The 18369-nt window shown below is 61.3% G+C and carries 14 protein-coding genes and 2 pseudogenes; 3 read left to right on the forward strand and 13 right to left on the reverse strand.

Annotation, left to right across the window (positions count from 1 at the left end; translation table 11 throughout):
• Nucleotides 1–26: 26 nt before the first annotated feature.
• From CAURI_RS12390 to CAURI_RS12425, 8 genes are all read right to left on the reverse strand, one after another.
• On the reverse strand, nucleotides 27–545 hold the full coding sequence (locus CAURI_RS12390; RefSeq protein ID WP_010188564.1) for a hypothetical protein: 519 nt from the start codon (nucleotides 543–545) through the stop codon (nucleotides 27–29).
• Between the two features lie 8 nt (nucleotides 546–553).
• Complete coding sequence (locus CAURI_RS12395) at nucleotides 554–2548, reverse strand: alpha/beta hydrolase-fold protein (RefSeq protein WP_010188562.1); 1995 nt, start codon at nucleotides 2546–2548, stop codon at nucleotides 554–556.
• A 221-nt stretch (nucleotides 2549–2769) separates the two neighbouring features.
• A complete protein-coding gene (locus CAURI_RS12400; protein ID WP_012715344.1) occupies nucleotides 2770–3801 on the reverse strand; it encodes an alpha/beta hydrolase in 1032 nt (343 codons plus the stop codon).
• A gap of 144 nt (nucleotides 3802–3945) precedes the next feature.
• On the reverse strand, nucleotides 3946–5691 hold the full coding sequence (locus CAURI_RS12405; RefSeq protein ID WP_010188558.1) for an arabinofuranosyltransferase AftB family protein: 1746 nt from the start codon (nucleotides 5689–5691) through the stop codon (nucleotides 3946–3948).
• Nucleotides 5692–5702: 11 nt separating this feature from the next.
• Complete coding sequence (locus CAURI_RS12410; protein WP_010188556.1) at nucleotides 5703–6710, reverse strand: decaprenyl-phosphate phosphoribosyltransferase; 1008 nt, start codon at nucleotides 6708–6710, stop codon at nucleotides 5703–5705.
• The gene (locus CAURI_RS12415; protein ID WP_010188554.1) at nucleotides 6707–7234 is read right to left on the reverse strand and encodes a phosphatase PAP2 family protein; all 528 of its coding nucleotides are present in this window, start codon (nucleotides 7232–7234) and stop codon (nucleotides 6707–6709) included. The genes CAURI_RS12410 and CAURI_RS12415 overlap by 4 nt, the downstream gene beginning before the upstream one ends.
• Entirely contained in the window at nucleotides 7224–9176 is a 1953-nt protein-coding gene (locus CAURI_RS12420) for a glycosyltransferase (RefSeq protein WP_010188552.1), read from the reverse strand. The genes CAURI_RS12415 and CAURI_RS12420 overlap by 11 nt, the downstream gene beginning before the upstream one ends.
• Before the next feature lie 94 nt (nucleotides 9177–9270).
• Nucleotides 9271–9462 carry a hypothetical protein gene (locus tag CAURI_RS12425; RefSeq protein WP_010188550.1) on the reverse strand — a complete coding sequence of 64 codons (192 nt, stop codon included), beginning with the start codon at nucleotides 9460–9462 and terminating at the stop codon, nucleotides 9271–9273.
• A gap of 754 nt (nucleotides 9463–10216) precedes the next feature.
• Here CAURI_RS12425 and CAURI_RS12430 point away from each other — a divergent pair.
• A pseudogene (locus CAURI_RS12430) lies at nucleotides 10217–10603 on the forward strand (IS110 family transposase); the annotation flags it as partial.
• 2 nt (nucleotides 10604–10605) lie between these two features.
• Here the strand turns inward: CAURI_RS12430 and CAURI_RS12435 are convergent.
• From CAURI_RS12435 to glf, 3 genes are all read right to left on the reverse strand, one after another.
• Nucleotides 10606–11214 (reverse strand): three-helix bundle dimerization domain-containing protein, encoded by a 609-nt coding sequence (locus CAURI_RS12435; protein ID WP_010188546.1) that lies wholly within the window; start codon nucleotides 11212–11214, stop codon nucleotides 10606–10608.
• A gap of 76 nt (nucleotides 11215–11290) precedes the next feature.
• Nucleotides 11291–11503 carry a hypothetical protein gene (locus CAURI_RS12440; protein WP_010188545.1) on the reverse strand — a complete coding sequence of 71 codons (213 nt, stop codon included), beginning with the start codon at nucleotides 11501–11503 and terminating at the stop codon, nucleotides 11291–11293.
• A gap of 81 nt (nucleotides 11504–11584) precedes the next feature.
• Nucleotides 11585–12781 carry a UDP-galactopyranose mutase gene (gene glf, locus CAURI_RS12445; RefSeq protein WP_010188544.1) on the reverse strand — a complete coding sequence of 399 codons (1197 nt, stop codon included), beginning with the start codon at nucleotides 12779–12781 and terminating at the stop codon, nucleotides 11585–11587.
• 169 nt (nucleotides 12782–12950) lie between these two features.
• Here glf and CAURI_RS12450 point away from each other — a divergent pair, with 169 nt between their 5' ends.
• A complete protein-coding gene (locus tag CAURI_RS12450) occupies nucleotides 12951–14891 on the forward strand; it encodes an N-acetylmuramoyl-L-alanine amidase (RefSeq protein WP_012715347.1) in 1941 nt (646 codons plus the stop codon).
• 98 nt (nucleotides 14892–14989) lie between these two features.
• On the opposite strand, the gene CAURI_RS12455 is transcribed toward CAURI_RS12450, so the two are convergent.
• Nucleotides 14990–16084, reverse strand: coding sequence for an HNH endonuclease signature motif containing protein (locus CAURI_RS12455; RefSeq protein ID WP_012715348.1), 1095 nt, complete (start codon nucleotides 16082–16084; stop codon nucleotides 14990–14992).
• An 80-nt stretch (nucleotides 16085–16164) separates the two neighbouring features.
• Between CAURI_RS12455 and CAURI_RS12465 the strand changes: the two are divergent.
• Nucleotides 16165–17358: pseudogene (locus CAURI_RS12465) on the forward strand (IS3 family transposase).
• A 146-nt stretch (nucleotides 17359–17504) separates the two neighbouring features.
• Here CAURI_RS12465 and CAURI_RS12470 read toward each other — a convergent pair.
• A complete protein-coding gene (locus tag CAURI_RS12470) occupies nucleotides 17505–18350 on the reverse strand; it encodes an HAD family hydrolase (RefSeq protein ID WP_010188531.1) in 846 nt (281 codons plus the stop codon).
• Nucleotides 18351–18369 lie beyond the last annotated feature (19 nt).

The following is an 18369-nucleotide window of genomic DNA, read 5'->3' on the forward strand; positions in this document are numbered from 1 at the left end:
GGATTGGCTGGAAAATTCCTGCCACATTACTGAGCGCAGAGCTTGTTGCCCTGCTCGGTGATGAGCTGGACGACGTCCTCGTGGCTGAGTTCCGTGCGGCCCTGCTCAATGAGTTGCCCGGCCACAGCTGGCACGGTGACGGCATCGCCCTGGCAGGACGCCTGTGCAGCGCCCACCAGTTGGTCCTCTACGCCGTCGACGTTCACGCCTTTCTCAGCCACTGCGTCCAGGAAGTCTTGGTCCGGGCCTTGCGCGGGCGCGGGGGATGGGATTTCGGAGATCTCGCGCGCACCACGATCTTCCGGCTCCTCGCCTGGCGTTCGCTCGGCCGATGCGGAGCCTGAGGCGGATGCAGAGCTTTCGGACGCCTTGCTTGCCGACGACTCATCACTCGCCGCCGAGGAGCGCTCCAGCGGCGCCACGGAGGTTTCGGTGGCATCGCCCTCGTCGACGGTGGCGGAACCGCAAGCGCTCAGCAAGGTACCGGCCGCAAGCAGCACCGCCGCACCAGCTGCTACGGTGGGACGGGCAGAGAAAAGACGCATGGCAGTCCCTACTTCTTATCCGCTTGGACCTGGCCCATGACCTCACGGATGACGCCGTGCTGGAAGGACTGGGTCAGTCCGCCTGCCGGAATGGAAGCGTAGTCCTTGGTGGGCCAGCCAAACTCGCCCTGCTCCCAGCCGTGCTTGCCCCACTCGTCAAAGATCTTGCCTTTGAGGATGTAGTGCGCGCCGGAATCCATGGACCAGTAGATGTTGCCGTGTTCGAATTCCTGGAAGAAGCCGCCGTTGACGGCCTTCTCCTCGCCCACCGGGTAGCCCAGCTCGGACTCGGCAGCCTTCAGTTCCTTGTACTTCGCGCCGATAGCACCGTGCACGATGTGGGTGGAGCCATCCGGGTTGCGGGTCAGCACGCCGTTCTCGAAGTCCTGGACCTCGCCCTCGCCAACCTTGCGCGGCTCGGACACCGGGTACTTGAGGTCGCCGCCCTCGAAGCCGTTCTTGCCCCAGGCATCGAAGAGGTCCTTCGAGATGGGCCAAGCGCCGGTCTCCGGGGTCCAGTAGATGGAGCCGTGCTCGAAGTGCACGTAGCGGCCGCGGCCGTCTGGGGTCTTCTCCTCGCCGGTCTTCGGGAAGCCCAGCCAGGAGGTCGGTCCACCAAGCTCGGAGTAGCGGGCACCGATGCGGCCAATGACGGCGTGGGCACCGGTCTCCGGGGACCAGTAGGCGGTACCGGCCTGGAAGTCCTGGGCCTTGCCGCGATCGGCAACGTCATATTCGTTGTTCACGCAGTTACCGATGATGCCGGACTTCGTGGCCTCCGCAATGGCACCGATCGGCGTGCAGTCAGCGCCGCGGTCGCTCTTGTCTAGGCCGAGGGAGTCAGCGATGTAGGGCCAGGCCTCGGTCATCTCGAACTGCCAGTATTCCCAGCTGTGGACGCCAGTCGGGCGGAACTTGACCACCGGCTCGACGCCGGCGCGCTTGGCGTAGTCCACAAAGGTCTGGGTGGACATGCGGGAGATGGCTTCTAGGCCCACGCCTGCCAGGTTGGCCTGCCCCTTAGCTACAGAGCCGATCTGGCCGTAGTCATCCTTGCCGTTACCGGCGGAGACATAGACCTTCATGTCCTTGAGGTTCTCGATGCCCAACTTCGGATCGTGGTCGATCCAATCCTGGGAGTAGAGGTCACCCCACATGTTGGTGGAGGTGAATCCGCCGGCATCGGCCTGGGCGGCGGTAATCGCCTCCGGCATGCCGGTGGTGGTGGTATCGAGGTAGCCCGAGAAGGAGCCGACGTACTTGAAGGCCCAGGGATTGCGCTCAGCCAGGTTCATGGCGGCGGTACCGCCCATGGAGATACCGGTGACGGCGCGATTGCCGTTGGAGCGGTAGCCCTTCTCCAGAACCGGGATGAGCTCCCGCATCAGGAATGTCTCCCACATGTAGTGCGTGCCATTGTCTTCCTTCTGCCAATCGGAGTAGAAGGAAGACTCGCCGCCCACCGGCATGATGAGGTTGACGTTGCGGTCGGCGTACTGAGACAGAATATTGGTCTCAATGGTCCAGCCGGACTCGTCATCGCGGGCGCGCAAGCCGTCGAGCGCCCAGACCTCTGGGAACTTCTTGTCCGGGCTGGAGTACCAGTCACGCGCGAGTTGGATCTGTACGACCTGCTCCTTGTCCGGCATGGCGGCAGACTTGATGTAGACCTTGAGGTGGCGGTTGGTCAGGTACTCAACGCGGGAGACGGATACGCCCTCCGGCAAACCCTCGATCTTCGGGTACTCCGTCTCCACCGGGGTACGCTGCGGCGGGTTAGACGGGGCAAAAGAATCGGAGAGGTTGGAGCTGCCCAGGAGATCAGTAATACCCTCAGTCGAGGAGCTGGACGACTGCGCGTTTGCAATAGGCAGCAGCGCAAAGCCCACTGCCACAGCGGTGGGCAGTGCGGCGATGGTCAGGCCCTTGCGGGCTGCAGACGGGGAACGCAGGCCGGAATCCTTGGCGGACCGGCGGGGCTGGGTTGACGCAGTGTTCGGCATTGAAGAGTCCTTGGTAGGGGTAAATCGAGATGAGGGCACGCGATGCCGCGAGCGGGCTCCGCAGGTTCCCCTCCTGCGGAACTCGCCGCCGCACGCGTGGTGAGCGGTCTAATGTGTTCTCAAGTTTAAGTTTAACTTGAGACTTTCGCTAGGGGGACACGCCCAGCAAACCAATGAAAAAGCCGCCGTGCACAGCGGCACGGCGGCTAGGCAGTAGGTGCTTACCAGGCGTTCATAACGTTAAGCACCTGCGGCTTGGAGCGTTCGAGTTGGTAACCGAACTGCTCCCAGTTGTGAAGGCCTTGGCCCGGGTAGTCCGTCTGCAGGCGCACACCCATAGCACGGGCCTTCAGCTCCCACAGGCGGGTGGTGGCGTTGGCAAAGCCCTCCAGCGCCACGCCGGCCGCGATATGCTCCGGACGGTAACGCTGCTGGTCCACCGGACCCGGAATACCGGAGGCGGCGGAGACATAGACGTCCGTTCCGTTCGCAGCCAGATCCGGGATCAGGTTGAACGGATCATTGCTGAAGCGCTTCGGGTTAATGATGGAGCCGTACATGGCGTTGATGTTGAAGCCGCCGGCGTCGAGAAGCGCCAGGCGCATAAACGTCTGGGCACCCGGCAAGGTCGTGGTGAGGTAGCCGGAGTAGGACAGCGCCTGACGGAACTGCTCCGGGTGCTTGCCCGCGAGGGTGATAGCAGCGGTAGCGCCCATGGACAGGCCAGCAATGGAGTTATTGTTGCGGGCCACGCCGAAGTTGCCCTCAAGGTAGGCCGGCAGCTCCTGCGTCAGGAAGGTCTCCCACTGGTAGTTGACCGGCTTGACCAGGTCGTAGGTAGCCGGACCGTTCCAGTCCGCATAGAAGGAACCAGCGCCACCCACCGGCATCACCAGGGTGATGTTGTGGTCCACATAGGTGCGCGCGGCGTTGACATCATTGATCCACGCATTGGTGGATTCGGTAGCACGCAGGCCATCAAGCAGGTACAGGCCTGCATTGCCGCCGTTCTTCGCCGGCTGGATCTGAACTGGGATGTTACGGCCCATTGCCTGGGACCAGACGTCACAGCGCTGTACCCAGTAGCCAACGCGGTCCCACTCGCAGGCACCGGTGGCGTCGCCACGCAGCCAGTCACGGTTGGCGGCGGATGCCTCTTGCGTACCCGCGGTCACTACCAGGCCCAAAGCCACAGCGATGGCTGCCACCACTGAGAGGACCCGAGTCCGCAGGCCAGAGCTTAGTGAACTCATGTTTCTCCTTAACGTTTTTACTGCCATTAGTACATCGCCAACACGCCAGCGATAGTTACAGATCAATAACAGGAATCTTTCGTAGCGTAACGCACCCTGGCAATTTTCGCCTACCCATGGGGGTGCTCCCCAGCTCACGCCAAGCTAATGGACAGGATAATCGCTCGGATCATCGGAGAGCATGAGGGTGCGCCCCGAGGTCAGCGAGAAAGCTAAGTTCGCGCGGAAACGCTCCCACGTCAGGGGCGCGCTATAGGAAGCGATGAGTTCCTGCACCTGGGGGCTTTCCAGCGCGGCGCGCGCCTGACGGGTCTTGTCCTTGTCGTACCACGGCGGGAGATACTCGATATCCGCGCCCGTCAGCGCAGCCTGCCACTCCACGTCGAGGTGCTTGTCGTGGCCCACGCGCCCGCCTTCCTCACGGGGCATGCGCGCGGCCATCGGCGTGGCCAGACCAATCGTGTCAAGAACCCGGACATTCAACGGCGCGTTCATGGACGTCATGCCCAAGTTCACCAGGTAGATCGTCGGCGGCTCGTCCCTACCCGGCTCGCGCGGAACGGTGAGCCAATTGAGAAGGTCCTTCTCCTCATCTTCCACATAGATTGTGGCCAGGGCATCTCCGTCCACCAGTTTCTCGCCGGCCTCTTCGTAGCCGCGCATGAACTTCATCCCCAGGTAGTCTTTTGCCGAGCGCGGCGGGTACCCAGCCTCGCGGTTGGTGGCATAAGTCCAGAAATCACGTTCGTCCACGATGGACAGCGGTTGCTCATAGGCCTCCCAGTCCGTCGGGTGCCCGCGCAGCACGATGACGACAGCCCACACCGCGCAGAAGGCTGCTGCAAGCGCGGACACCAGCCCCTTAAGCGGCAGTACGAAAACCGGGAGAAGCGCGGCGAAAAGCGGCAGCAGCAGCATGCGTCCGTGCATGAAGTCACCGCCGACGCGCAGCACGTACAGCACGTGCACCGCCGCAGCCCCGACCATCAAGTAGGACACGGTCGTGGAGCTGCGCAGCGCTGCCGGGCGCAGCTGGGCGCGGAAGGTCCACAGCGCCGCACCCGCCAGCACGATAACGGGCAGATACAGGGCATAAGGCCCCACGAAATCCTGCAGGTAGTTCAGGCCACTGTCCCACGCGCTTGACGACGCCGACTTAGCCACCGCCGTGTGCGGCGTCAACAGGCCGTAGTAGCCCATGCGGAAGAACTGGTAACCCGCCGGGATGGGCAGGGCCGCGCCGAGGATGCCGAGCCAGACTTTCCAGTTGCGGTGCGCTGCTAAGAGCAGGAGGCCGGCAAGCCCGCCGTAAAGCGCGAACTCTGGGCGCACGAGCCAGGACAAGCCAGCCCACAGCGCGAGCCAATAAGCACTAGTATTCGTGCGGGATTGAGCCCAGTGCTGCAGCAGCGCCCAAAGGCCGGCGAGGTAGAAGATGGACAGTCCCCATTCCAGCCCGGAGGTGAAGAAATCACGGGCCGGGGGCAGTGCGAGGTAGACCAGCGCGCCCGCGGGAGCCACGAGCGGTGCAGAAAACTGGCCCGAGCGGTAGAAGGCCCGCGCCGTGGCCCACGCGCCCAGCACCATCGCCGCGACCGCTAGCAGGAGGCCCAGGTTGACGGCGATGGATTCCAGCGGGGCGTTCGTTACCCACCGCACGAGAAGGATGAGGTATTGCCACAGAGTCGAGGTATTGGCCTCCACGCGCTCGCCGGCGTTGAAGACAGGGCCGTTGCCTTCCTCAAGGTTGCGTACCGTGCGCAGGACGATCAGGCCGTCGTCCGAAATCCAGCGGCGGGCGAAGCCACCCCAAAACGAGAAAACTCCGATCACGATAACCGAGGCCAACGCGCTGAGCGCGGCCACGGTACGTGTATCGGATTTTCGCATGAGGAGAGAGTCTAACCCATTACTGCCGGCATGATGTAGACCGCCATAGCAATGCAGGCCAGCCACAGCAGAGCCAGGATCTGGAGGACGCGGTCCTCCAGGGCGATCTCATCCGGGGCACCTCCGTTGCCGCGGTCTACGTCGGCGGCATAGCGCAGGATCGCGATGGTAAACGGCACCATAGACACCTGGTACCACACGCTGGCCGGGCCATCAGACTCGTTGGAGAGCTGGAAGCCCCACAGGGAGTAAGACATGACCACCGCGGTGGCGGCTAGGGTCCACACGAAGCGCAGGTAGGTAGGCGTATAACCCTCCAGGGATTTACGGATCTTCGCACCCGTGCGCTGAGCCAGAAGGATCTCCGAGTAGCGCTTGCCCGAGGCCATGAACAGGGAGCCAAACGCGGCCACCAGCAGGAACCATTGAGAAAGCACGATGCCCGCGGCCACGCCACCAGCCATGGTGCGCAGCATGAAACCAGAGGACACCAAGGCGATATCGATCACCGGCATGTGCTTCCACCCGAAGCAATAGCCCAGCTGCAGACCGATGTAGATAGCCATGACGATGGCAAGCTGCAGGCCCGCGGTGGCCAAGAAGGACAGTCCAATCGAACCGATGATGAGCACCGCGGCCATGGCATAAGCCAAGTTCACCGGAAGCACGCCGGCCGCGATCGGACGGAAGCGCTTCGTCGGGTGCGCACGGTCAGCCTCCACGTCGCGGGCATCGTTGATGAGGTAGATGGAGGACGCGCCCATGCAGAAGACGATAAAGGCGAGGAGGACGTCGAGAAGCACGCGCGTGTGGAACAGCGACTCCGCGCCCGCGGCCGCAGGGGCGGCCAGGACGAGAACGTTCTTGACCCACTGCTTGGGGCGCAGGGCCTTCACCATGCCATCGGCGAGGTTCTTCGGCGGCTTGCGCTTGCGGCCGGTATCGATGCCGGAGGTGTGCGGCTCAGAGTGGAAGACTTTCTGTTCACCGTCGTCGACGCGGTTGGGTCGTTCGCTCATGCGGTCTTCCTTTCATAGCGGTGACATGCTTCCGCGGTGGCGGCTCCCAGCAGGGCGCCGATCGCCGTATCGGATGGGTAATGTACCCCGAGCACCATACGCGAGGCCATCATGACCGGCACACCGACAAGCGGTGCCGGGGTTCCCAGAACGTGCGCGGCACCCACGAGGAACGCGGTTGTCGACGTCGCATGGGATGAAGGAAAGGACAGCTTAGACGGTGTTTTCACGCCCACCTTGACGTAGTCGTAATCCGGGCGCTTGCGGCGCACAATGCGCTTGATCACAACGCTGGCCGCATGCGCCGTGAAGGCACCCACGCCGACGGCTACCCACTGGCGGCGGCGCGCCGGCTTCTGGTAATTCACGGCGGCGCCCAGACCGGATAGAGCCAACCAGCCCAGGGCGTGCTCGCCGAAGTGGCTTAAGCCCCGCGCGGTGGGCAGAACACCGGGGACCTCGAAGGCCGTGTCCTGGATCTTCTCGAGGACGTGGGATTCGGCGACAGAAAGCTTATTGGGCATCGAAAACCTTTCGCCAGGACTCGCGGGAGGTCAGCTCCGGCAGTGCCGCGCGGTACTCGGCGCGCAGATCATCGAAGTTCTCCTCGATTTCCTTGAGGAGCTCGCGGGTGGACTTCACCAGCTCGAGGGCCAGCTCGCGGTCACGCTTGCGGAAGGCCACGCCGGTGCCGCCCGCGGTGGAGACGGTGGCGGAATCCACGCGGGAGAGCGTGAACCAGCGGGCCTCCTCCGGGGTGAGGTTGAGCTGCGGCGCCTCGTGGTGCGCCGGGTCTTCCTTGGTGACCAGGTGCTTGGCGGACTTGATGAGCCACGGAATCTTCTTGATCTTGCCCAGGCGGCCACCGATATTGCGGGTGGGCACGCCCGGCGCGCCGGTGGGCGCGGGTAGTTGGTCCGCCGAATCGATGATGACAGCGTCCGGGAATTCCTTGCGGATCGCGGCAATGCGCGGCAGCGAGGATTCCAGGATGTCGAAGAGCTGATCCGGGCCTGCCAGGAAGTCCTTCATGGCCTCCAGCTGGATGGCCATGGTGGAGTACTCCATGCACATGGTGTGCTTGAGGGTGGACTTGAAGATGGACTTGGTAATCCCGCGTGCATCGCCCTCGTGGTAGAGCGCTGCCACGATGAGGCGGTTGCGCAAATGGAAGTAGGCCTGCCAGTCAATGGCATCGTCCTTATCTGCCCATGCCATGTGCCAGATGGCCGCGCCCGGCCAGGTCACCGTCGGAAAACCATGGGCGGCAGCGCGCAGCGAGTATTCGGTGTCATCCCACTTGATGAACAGCGGCAGCGGCTGCCCGATGCTTTCCGCAACCACACGCGGGAAGAGGCACATCCACCAGCCGTTGTATTCCACGTCGACGCGGCGGTGCAGCGCGCGGGAGTCATATTTCTTCGGGTCGAGGTGGGACTGCGCGTCACCGATGGCGCGCAGCGGGTACTTGGCAAAGTCGTGGTCGTAGACGGCGTGCTCGGCCGCACCCCACATGAAGTCAGCGCGGTTAACGCGCTCGCCGGTCGTGCGCAGCTGGGAGCGCTCCTGCAGGTTGAGCATCTGCCCGCCCACGATGAAGGGCTTGGAGGCGTAACGCGCTGCTTGGACCGCACGAAGGATGGAATCCGGCTCGATGGCGATGTCATCATCCATGTAGAGGATGTAGGGCGAGTCGGTATTCTCCAGCGCCTCGAACATGATGCGGGAGTAGCCGCCCGAGCCGCCCAGGTTGCCCTGGCGGAACTCGCGGAAGCGCTCACCGAAGTGCGCCACGGCCTCGTCATAGCCCGGCTCGTCCGCCGGGTGCTGGTTGCCCTGGTCCGGCATGAGGACATAGTCGATGATGCCGTCCACTACCGGGTCCTCCGCCAGTGCCTGCAGTGCCGCGACGGCGTCGGTGGGGCGGTTGAAGGTCGGAATACCCACGGCCACGCGCTTCTCCTGCGCCGGGTACTCGCTGCCGTCCGGCAGGAGCTGCGGGTTCGGGGCATGCGGGGCGCACCAGGCGGCGTTGCTAAGCACGGTGTCCTCAACGGCGGAGGCATCGAACCACAGCAGGCCGCCGTCCTCGAAGTTCTTCAGGGGCAGCTCAAACTCGTGGTGGCCGGTGGTCACCACGTGGTTGGCCACGGCGATGCGCTGGCCGTCCTGCTTGGATCGGTACAGGGAGATGTTGGCCTCGCCCTCGACGTCCATGACCAGCACGATGGACTTCAGTTGGGACCAGCGGCGCCAGTAGGCCGCCGGGAAGGCGTTGAAGTAGGTCTCGAAGGAGGCCTCTTCGCCGGCCGGGATGGTCACGGAGGTGCGGCCGCTCCAGCTGAGGCGCTCGCGGTTTTGCTCGGACTCGATGAGGTAGAGCATGCGGACGTCGACCGGCTCGCCACGCTTGGGCAGCAGGATGCGCTGTACGGGTTCGTACGCAGCAGTATTGTTGGCAGTCACGATATCTTCGGTTCTCCACACAGATTTCGACAGTATTCAGAAACCAAGATTAGTGGTTAAGCACTGCTGCGCTGAGTTCCCACGCGGCGGAAAGCTAAGCCGTGAGGGCAGAGTCCTCCGAGATGGGCTCGATACCCAGGCGGTTGAGCATGTAGAGAACGCGGGCGCCGAGGTCATCGGCTAGCTCACGGGTCTCCTCCACGGTTTCCGCCGTGGCGATATCCCAAATCTTGATGTCCTTGCCGACTTCGTGCGGCGCCAAAAGGAAATCGACCTCGATGGTCACGAACTCGTGGCCGCAATTGTCAGAGGCTCAAGAGAGTGTCGAATCGGAGGGAGATTGAGAAAGTAGAGAACAATACTGACTAATTTTTCGCTAACTGACAACTATTAACTCTGTACAATAAGAAGGATACTCCTCATAGCAACACATGATCAGAGTGTCTTTCTTCCTATTTCAGTCAGCTCAAAGAGTCGACTTTAGCGAACCTCTTCCCAACTGCTCCCCAAGTGAGATAAACGCCGGCACAAACAAGAAATGCTGCAAAAAGAACGCCAGCAAGGGAAAACGAAACCTTCAGAGAAATCCCCGCCATCACATGCCCCAATGAGGAACCAAGGATGGGCCTGACCCCCGACGTGTCTACTCTCCGGGGGTCAGGCCCCAAGCCCACCCGTGGAGTTCACAACCTATATAGGAACACATTACGTTGTTAGCAGTTCCACCTCAGGGCGCCGAAGGTTCATGGTCTGTCCACCCGATTGGGCGGGTTATGTTTATTTCCGGTCCCTCCGTCTGAAAGGACAGTGGAACTAGTCGCTGGCTTCGGTATGGCTTATTCCCACCCCTGTCTGAAAATGATCCGAGGGTGATGCCGCCGAAGACAGTGACATACTCAATCTGCTAATAGGAACCTGACCCAGCCCAGGTGGTATGAGGTCTCACAGTAATGTGGATGCCAGCGCAAGTATGTCCGACAACCCCAGCGATGAAGCGTAAATAGTCCAACTTCTAATTCATCGCTAGGAGGCATACACCCATGGCCTATGACTTCGTCATTGGGGTGGACGTCGGCAAATACTTCCACCACGCCTGCGTCCTTGATCCTCATGGCAGGCAAGTCCTGTCCAAACGCATCAATCAGCATGAAGGCTCGCTACGCAAGCTCTTCGGCCAATTCCTCGCCGACAACGCCTCGGTCCTTGTTATTCCCAACGACATCGGCCGGTTGACCGTCGCAGTCACCCAAGACATGGGGGCAGATGTTCGCTATCTACCAGGGCTTGCGATGCGACAGCTCTCTCGCATCCACGTCGGCAACTCCAAGACCGATGTACGCGACGCCTACGTCATCGCCCATGCCGGTCTTAACCTTCCAGATTCCCTGCGCAGTGTCGACCGCGTTGAGGAAGTCTTTATCCAGCTGATTTAGGCCGTGACAGCGGCATCCTCCGAGATGGGCTCGATACCCAGGCGGTTGAGCATGTAGAGCACGCGGGCGCCGAGGTCATCGGCCAGTTCACGGGTCTCCTCCACGGTTTCCGCCGTGGCGATGTCCCAGATCTTGACATCCTTGCCGGCTTCATCGCGCGGCACCTCGCGGCCGAGGTAGACAATGAAGTCAGGGATAGTCACCAGACGCAGGTCCTCGACGTAGCGGTCCGGGTGCTCCGCCATGCCGCGCTCCTGGAGCACGTGGGCCATGTGGGAGTCAGGGTCGTTTTCCGGGTGGGCTACGGCGGCGTCCACCAGCAGCGCGTTACCGGCATACTTCTTCGTCAAAGCCACGGCTGCCTGCGCCAGCGCATGGTCGGCACCTGCCGAGAAACGCACGTGGATGCGGTGGGTGCCGAAGTGCTCGCGCACCTCGCGCTCCACCATCACGGGAATGAACTCTTCTAAAGTCGCGCCAGCCTCGTGACGCTCAATGGTGGCATCGAGGAAGGAGTCAATCTCCTGGGCGGTGTACTCGTGGCCATAATCTGCGTGTAAATCCTGGCGCAACGTATCGAAACGGCGGGCGTTCGGGGAAGTCATCTCTAAACTCACTTTCTGTTCGCCTATTGTTAACCTACTGTTAACCTTAAGTGATTGTTGGCCAGACCACAAGTTTTTATTTTCTTTGGTCTAGTTCCGCACGCTGGCAAAACGTCCCCCATAAACGGCCAAAGGCCCGCCGGGTGTTCCGGCAGGCCTTCTTGGATTGTTCCTTCTTCTTATCGGGAATGCGCGTTGCGCGACTGCGCAGCTTGAGGTGTTCCTCGAGCCGCTCCGGGGACATCTTCCACATGCTGCGGTCTGCGCGCTTCTTCTTGCGCTGCGCCATGCCGTCACCTCCTTTCATCGAGGTGTTTCAGCATAGCGCGCCACGCTGCGCTACCGGGAGCGGCCGGGCCAGCGCCGTGGCCTAGTGACCGCGCTCCTGCGTGATGGCTTGGCCATCACGGAAATAGGGAGCCAGCTTGTTATCGAACATGCTCAGCGCGGAGGCGATGGCCATGTGCATGTCCAGGTACTGGTAAGTGCCCAGGCGGCCGCCGAAGAGGACCTGGTTCTCGCGGGCCTCAGCGGCAGCGAGCTTGCGGTAAGCCTCCAGCTTGGAGCGGTCCTCCGGGGTGTTAATCGGGTAGTACGGCTCATCGCCCTTCTCCGCGAAGCGCGAGTACTCCTTCATGATCACCGTCTTGTCCTTGGGGTACTTGTCGGCGCGCTCCGGGTGGAAGTGGCGGAACTCATGGATGCGGGTGTAGTCCACGTCCGCGTCGTTGTAGTTCATCACCGGGGTGCCCTGGAAGTCACCGGTCTCCAGCACCTCCATGTCAAAATCGAGCGTGCGCCAGCCCAACTCACCCTCGGCGAAATCGAAGTAGCGATCCAGTGGGCCGGTGTAAACCACCGGCGCGTTTGGCGACGCCTCTCGCAGCTCCTCGCGGACGTCGAACCAGTCGGTATTGAGGCGGACGTCGATAAGCTCATGCTCCGCCATCTTCTCCAGCCAGGCCGCGTAGCCGTCGACGGGCAGGCCCTCGTAGGTGTCGTTGAAGTAGCGGTTGTTGAAGGTATAGCGCACCGGCAGGCGCGTGATATTACCGGCCGGCAGCTCCTTCGGATCGGTCTGCCACTGCTTGGCGGTGTAGTCGCGGATGAAGGCCTCGTAGAGCGGGCGGCCAATGAGCGCGATGGCCTTCTCCTCCAGGTTCTTCGCCTCATCCACGGCGAACTCACCAGCCTGCTCCTTGATGAGCTGGCGCGCCTCATCCGGGGAGTAGTAGCGGCCGAAGAACTGGTTAATCAGACCCAGACCCATCGGGAACTGGTAGGCCGTGCCGTCATGCATAGCAAAGACGCGGTGCTGGTAGTCAGTGAAGTCGGTGAACTGGTTGCAGTACTCCCACACGCGCTTGTTCGACGTGTGGAAGAGGTGCGCGCCGTACTTGTGGACCTCGATGCCGGTCTCCGGCTCGGCCTCCGAGTAGGCGTTGCCGCCTAGGTGCTCGCGGCGCTCGACGATAAGCACCTTCTTGCCCAGCTGGGAGGCTGCGCGCTCGGCCACGGTCAGGCCGAAGAATCCAGATCCAACAACGATGAGGTCATATGCAGTCATGAGCATCAGCTTAAAGCAGTAACGCGCATAGAACGGCGGGTGACACCCAAGCGAGAAAACTCGCGTGTCACACCTTCTTTCACTCCAACACCTGACGTAACATCTGTCCCGTTAGTTAACTTTTTGCGCTCCTCTTAACCTTGTGGCGCACACCATCCTAGGAGTAACAGTGCACCTCAAACGTCGTCTTGTTCCCGCGAAATCGACGTGGTCTACGCCGGTTATCACTACGGTCACCTCGATCGCTGTAGTTGCTGCCGCAGCCGTGGGCGGCCAAACCCTTATCCACACCCAGGAAGCGGGCAGCGGGCCCATCGAAGTGAGCTCGGCCTCCGAATCCTTCGGATCTGGCGAAACGGTCGTGGTGGATGACCCGGCCATCGCCGCCCAAGGCGAGGGCGAAGGCCCGCGCGCCGTCAAGCAATTCCACCGCGATGAGACCTTCTCCTCTTTTGCCGTGACTTGGAAGGGCGCGCGCGATGTCGCTGCCTTCGTCCGCGCCAAGCAGCCAGACGGGTCCTGGTCCGAGTGGTACGACATGGACTCAATGTCCTACAACAACGATGATCCGAACGCCACGAACGGCACCGAGCTCATCTTCGTGGGCGATACCAACGACGTGCAGGTCTCCATCAACAATGTGGATCTGGTAACCGGGTCGAATCTGGACGAAGAGTTCACCGAAACCCCCGTTGAGGACGCCGCGCTCGACGACGCCTCCTTCAACGTCGGCGACATCGCCCCCGTCGCCGAGACCGAAGAACTTCCCGTCAATAGCGACGTGGAAGGCCTGGAGGCTGTCTTCATGGACGGCAACGCCCAGGAGGGCGAGGTCATTGAGCCGACCGCTGAGACCGACGGTATGCCGCGCGTGGTCTCGCGCGCCGGCTGGGGCGCGAATGAGAATATCCGCTGTAAGGGCGCCGACTACGACGACGGTGTGAAGGCCATTGCGCTGCACCACACCGCGGGCTCCAATAACTACACCCGCGCGCAGGCGGCCGCGCAGGTGCGCGCCGCGTACAAGTACCACGCCCAGAACCTGGGATGGTGCGATATCGGATACAACGCGCTGGTCGATAAGTACGGCACCATCTACGAGGGCCGCTACGGCGGGCTCGACAAGGCAGTACAGGGAGCTCACATCGGTGGCTTCAACCGGAATACGTGGGGTATTTCCATGATCGGCAACTATGAGACGGCTCAGCCGACGGAAGCCTTGCTGGAGTCCGTCACCGACCTGGCTGGCTGGAAGGGCGCGATTTCCGGTGTTGATCCGACATCTCGCGTCTCCCTGCGCTCGGAGGGCTTCAATGGCTCGCGCTACCCGGCTGGCACCTCTGCCCCGGTCTATGGCCTCTTCGGGCACAGCGATGTTCACTTCACTGCCTGCCCGGGGCGCTACACCATCGCCCAGTGGCCGAAGATCCGCGAGGCAGCGCACAAGAAGTACCGCTCCATCAAGTCGGGCGCGTCGGGCTCGACGTCAACGGACTGGGGCAGCGGCAATACCTCTACCCCAGACTCCTCTGGCTCTGCGCCGAAAAACAATGCGCCGTCTGCTCCCGCACCGGCTGCCCCGGCACAGGAGGCAACGTCCTCGCTGGGCGATACTGAAATCCCGATGAGCACCGTCACCGCACTAGTCGGCCTGGCTGGCACGCTCTTCGCCATCATGTATGCCCGCTCGGACCAGCAGATTGACACGGATAAGACGGTCAATGGGCTGCCGGTGGAGCAAATTCCTGGCATCGTGACCAAGGTGTTGTCCCTGAGCAAGAACGAGGGTTTGAAGGAAACGTGGACGGCAGTCCTTAACGCCTTCGGACCAGCGCTGGGCCTGGCTGTTGGCGGTCCGGATGAGTCCGCCGGCATCATCTACCAGCTCTTCCAGAACGGCGTCGTGCTGAGCTCCGAGGACACCGGTACGCACGCTCTGGTGGGACGCATCGCCAAGGAATGGGCATCCGGCGACAACTCGGCAACGCTCGGCTTGCCGACGTCCGACGAAGTCCCCACCGGCCTCGGCAAGGAAGTCCGCGTGCAGTTCCAGGGCGGATCCATTGTCTACAACCCGGAGACTGAGCAGATTCAGGTCTTCACGGACTAATCCCAGCCGCACCGTGTGTACGTGCAGGTCTGTGGGATCGCCAATGTAGCGGGAGCCACCGGGTGGCTTCCGCTTCGGCGTGTGTTTGGGATTGGGGTTTAGGTATCCGGCGGTACTGGTAAGTCCCCGTTGGCCTGCTGCTTCAATGCTGCTTGTGCTGCTTGGTATGCCGGCTGGGAAGTAATCGGCTCCGCCCAGGGTGGCACATAATCCACCCCGCCCCGCAACCTAAAGACATAACCCGCACCAGTCGGCTTATCCGGATCATCGTCATTAATGCCATTGTGATAAGCACACAACATCGTCAAATTCGGCGGATCCGTCGCACCACCAGCCTGCCACGGCACCAAATGATGCACCTGACAATAATCCGCCGGCTTATTACAACCTTCACGCGCACACGTCGGATGCTCCGCACTGGCCATTACCCGCTGCTCAAACCCCGCCAAACGCCGCACCCGATGCAACCACACCGGCCCAACCGTGGGATGCACCAACGTCACATACCCAACCTCGGCAAATTTATAGGTCACAAACTCCCGACCAGTCATCCGCCCACCATTAGTCAGCACAAGCTCAATATCATCCCCCTCACCCCGCACAATCCGATCCAACTCATCCAAAGTGACCACCACATTGGTCGCTACCGCAGGCTTAGTGCCCCCATGCGACTGTTCAAAGAACACCCGGCCTGCCGCATCCAACAAATCAGCCGGATTAATCGACTCCAAAGTCCCGCGCATCTCACTAATGCGCAAGGCTGAATCAGTAATCGTCAACGAATGCGGCCCCGCCTTCCGATACGTCAGCCGCACCCCCGGTTCAGGCACCCGCCGCGGCTGCAACTGCTTCAAGCGGTCCTTCGCCACCTTCGGGATACGGTCTGCCGGAGTCCCCGCCAACCTGACACGCAAATTCCACGCATCCAACTCTTTTTTCACCCTGGCGGTATACGACTCAATCAAACTCAACGTCGCCACATCATGCCTTTGAGCAACCGCAGCCGCACGTGCTTGCCGCTGCTTGCCTGTAAAACGCGTCGGCCCGAAATACGCCCCATGCAACCCGGCCAACTCCACAGCATCAGCCAACGAGGCACCACGCGCGCGTAAATCATCCACACTGCCCACCGCAAGCCCCACAAGATCCAACCCCGAACTGCGGTAGGAGAAATAAGTCTCCAAATCCCCCATGCGACAAAGGACCTGACCCCTGTTTGGTAGACACCTGATATCCAGCCCGGTTGGGTTGGGAAGAAAGGTAATCTACCACCATGCCTAGGTACTCCGAACAGTTCAAACGTGATGCTGTGGCCCTCTACGAAAACAATGAGGACCTCTCACTTCACGCGGCTTCAGCAGAGCTTGGAGTCAATCGCTCCTCACTTTATTCCTGGCTTAAGCAGTACGGCACTGGCAAACGTGCCCGCACGAAGACCATGCGTGACAAGGCTCAGGCGACGACTGATTCTGAGCGGATCCGCCAGCTAGAAAAAGAAAACGCAAAGCTGCGCGAAGAACGCGACATCCTGCGCAAGGCCGCGAAATATTTTGCCGAAGAGACACGCTGGTGATCCGCTTCCAGTTTGTCGATGACCACCGAACCGAATACTCGGCTCACACGGATGTGCCACGTGTTAAAGCTCAATCGCTCCTCGTTCTACAAATGGGTCAACACCCGCCAAGAACGCAGGTTAAAGACGTGTTCTGATGCCCTTATTGGTGCGAGAATCAAGACCATCTTCGATAATGAGCACGGGCTTTATGGTGCTAAACGCATTGCTGCAAGCCTCAACGACGATACGGGCTTTCCTCCGATCAATCACAAGAAGGTCGCACGCATCATGAAATCCATGGGGCTGAAAGGCTTTACTAAACGGCGTCGATGTATCACCACCAGGCGCAAGCCTGGCCGTCGAGTCATGCCAGATTTAGTAGGCCGCAGATTCACCGCTGACAGGCCGAACCAGGTCTATGTAGGCGATATCACCTACCTGCCGTGTAAGGGCGGCAAGAACATGTACCTGGCCACGGTCGTCGACGTCTACTCGCGCAAACTTGTCGGACATGCACTCGCAGATCACATGCGGGTATCGCTGGTTATCGAAGCTTTATCTCATGCAAGGAAAGTCCGTGGAAGCCTTAAAGGGGCAATTTTCCATTCTGATCATGGCAGTGTGTACACCTCACAAGCATTTAGGGACCACTGCACCCAGCTTGGTGTTCGCCAATCCATGGGCGCGGTGGGAACGAGTGCTGATAATGCCTTGGCAGAATCGTTTAACGCCACTTTAAAGCGTGAAGTTCTGCGTGATCGGAAAGTCTTTGACAGCCCAATCAGCTGTCGCCAAGAAGTCTTTCGATGGTGCATGCGCTACAACACGCGCAGACGACACTCCTGGTGCAATCTTCTAGCCCCCGATGACTTCGAAGCACTCACATCAGCTACACTGACCCAAGCAGCATAGCTAACCCCCGACGTGTCTACTTTCCGGGGGTCAGGCCCACACCACCACCCACCCCGCAACCGGAGACAGAAAACTCTTAGGCTCCGCTATAAACAGGGCAGGTAGCGCGGGGTTTCACGGCTACAGCGCGGCGGAGCACAGCAGTGCTAGAACCAGCGCTCAAGAACCTTTGCCACACCCGCCTGGTGGTGCGCTACCGTCACCGCATCAGCGGCAGCCACGACGTCCGGATGTGCGTTCTCCATGGCCACACCGCACCCGGCCCACTCAAGCATCTCGATATCGTTGGGCATATCGCCAAAAGCGATGATCTCCTCGCGGGCGATACCGTGGTGCTCGGCCAGCCACTTAATTCCGCGGCGCTTCGTCACGTTGGGGGCCGCCACCTCGAGGATTCCCTCGGACATCGAGTAAGTCACGTGGGCAAGCTCGGGATCGATGTGGGGAGCAATGAGCCCGTAGAGCTCCGGCGCGGAGAACGCCGTATTGCGAATTAGGAGCTTGACCGCCGGTCGGGACACCAACTCCCCCACGCTAACCAGCCCGAAGCCTTCAAAGAGCGCATTCTCCGAATAGTGCGACTCCACTACGAAGAGTTCCTCAACCGGATCCATGACCGAGCCTCCCGCGCGCTCCGCGCCAAAGCCAACACCACCATGAGGTTCCAGAACCTTCGTGGCTACCTCCACGGTTTCCGCGAGGGCCTCGGGCGAGAGCTCGTGGGCCGAGAGCACGCGGTCCTCCGCCGAGTCATAAATCACCGCGCCGTTTGAGGTCACGCAGACGGGTCGCACAGTCAGTTGTTCAAGCACGGGCATGATCCAGCGGAAGGGCCGGCCAGTTGCCAGCGCAAACTCGCTGCCCGCGGCGACCGCGCGGGCCACAGCTTCGCGGTTTCGCCTGGGCACCCGGTGGTTTCGATCCAACAAGGTGCCATCGATATCGCTAATGATGAGGCGCGGAGCGCGGTCCGAAAATACGTCACTGGCCATAGCCCTGAGTCTACGTCAG

Origin of the sequence: Corynebacterium aurimucosum ATCC 700975 (genome assembly GCF_000022905.1) — a bacterium.
Taxonomy (GTDB): Bacteria; Actinomycetota; Actinomycetes; order Mycobacteriales; family Mycobacteriaceae; genus Corynebacterium; species Corynebacterium aurimucosum_F.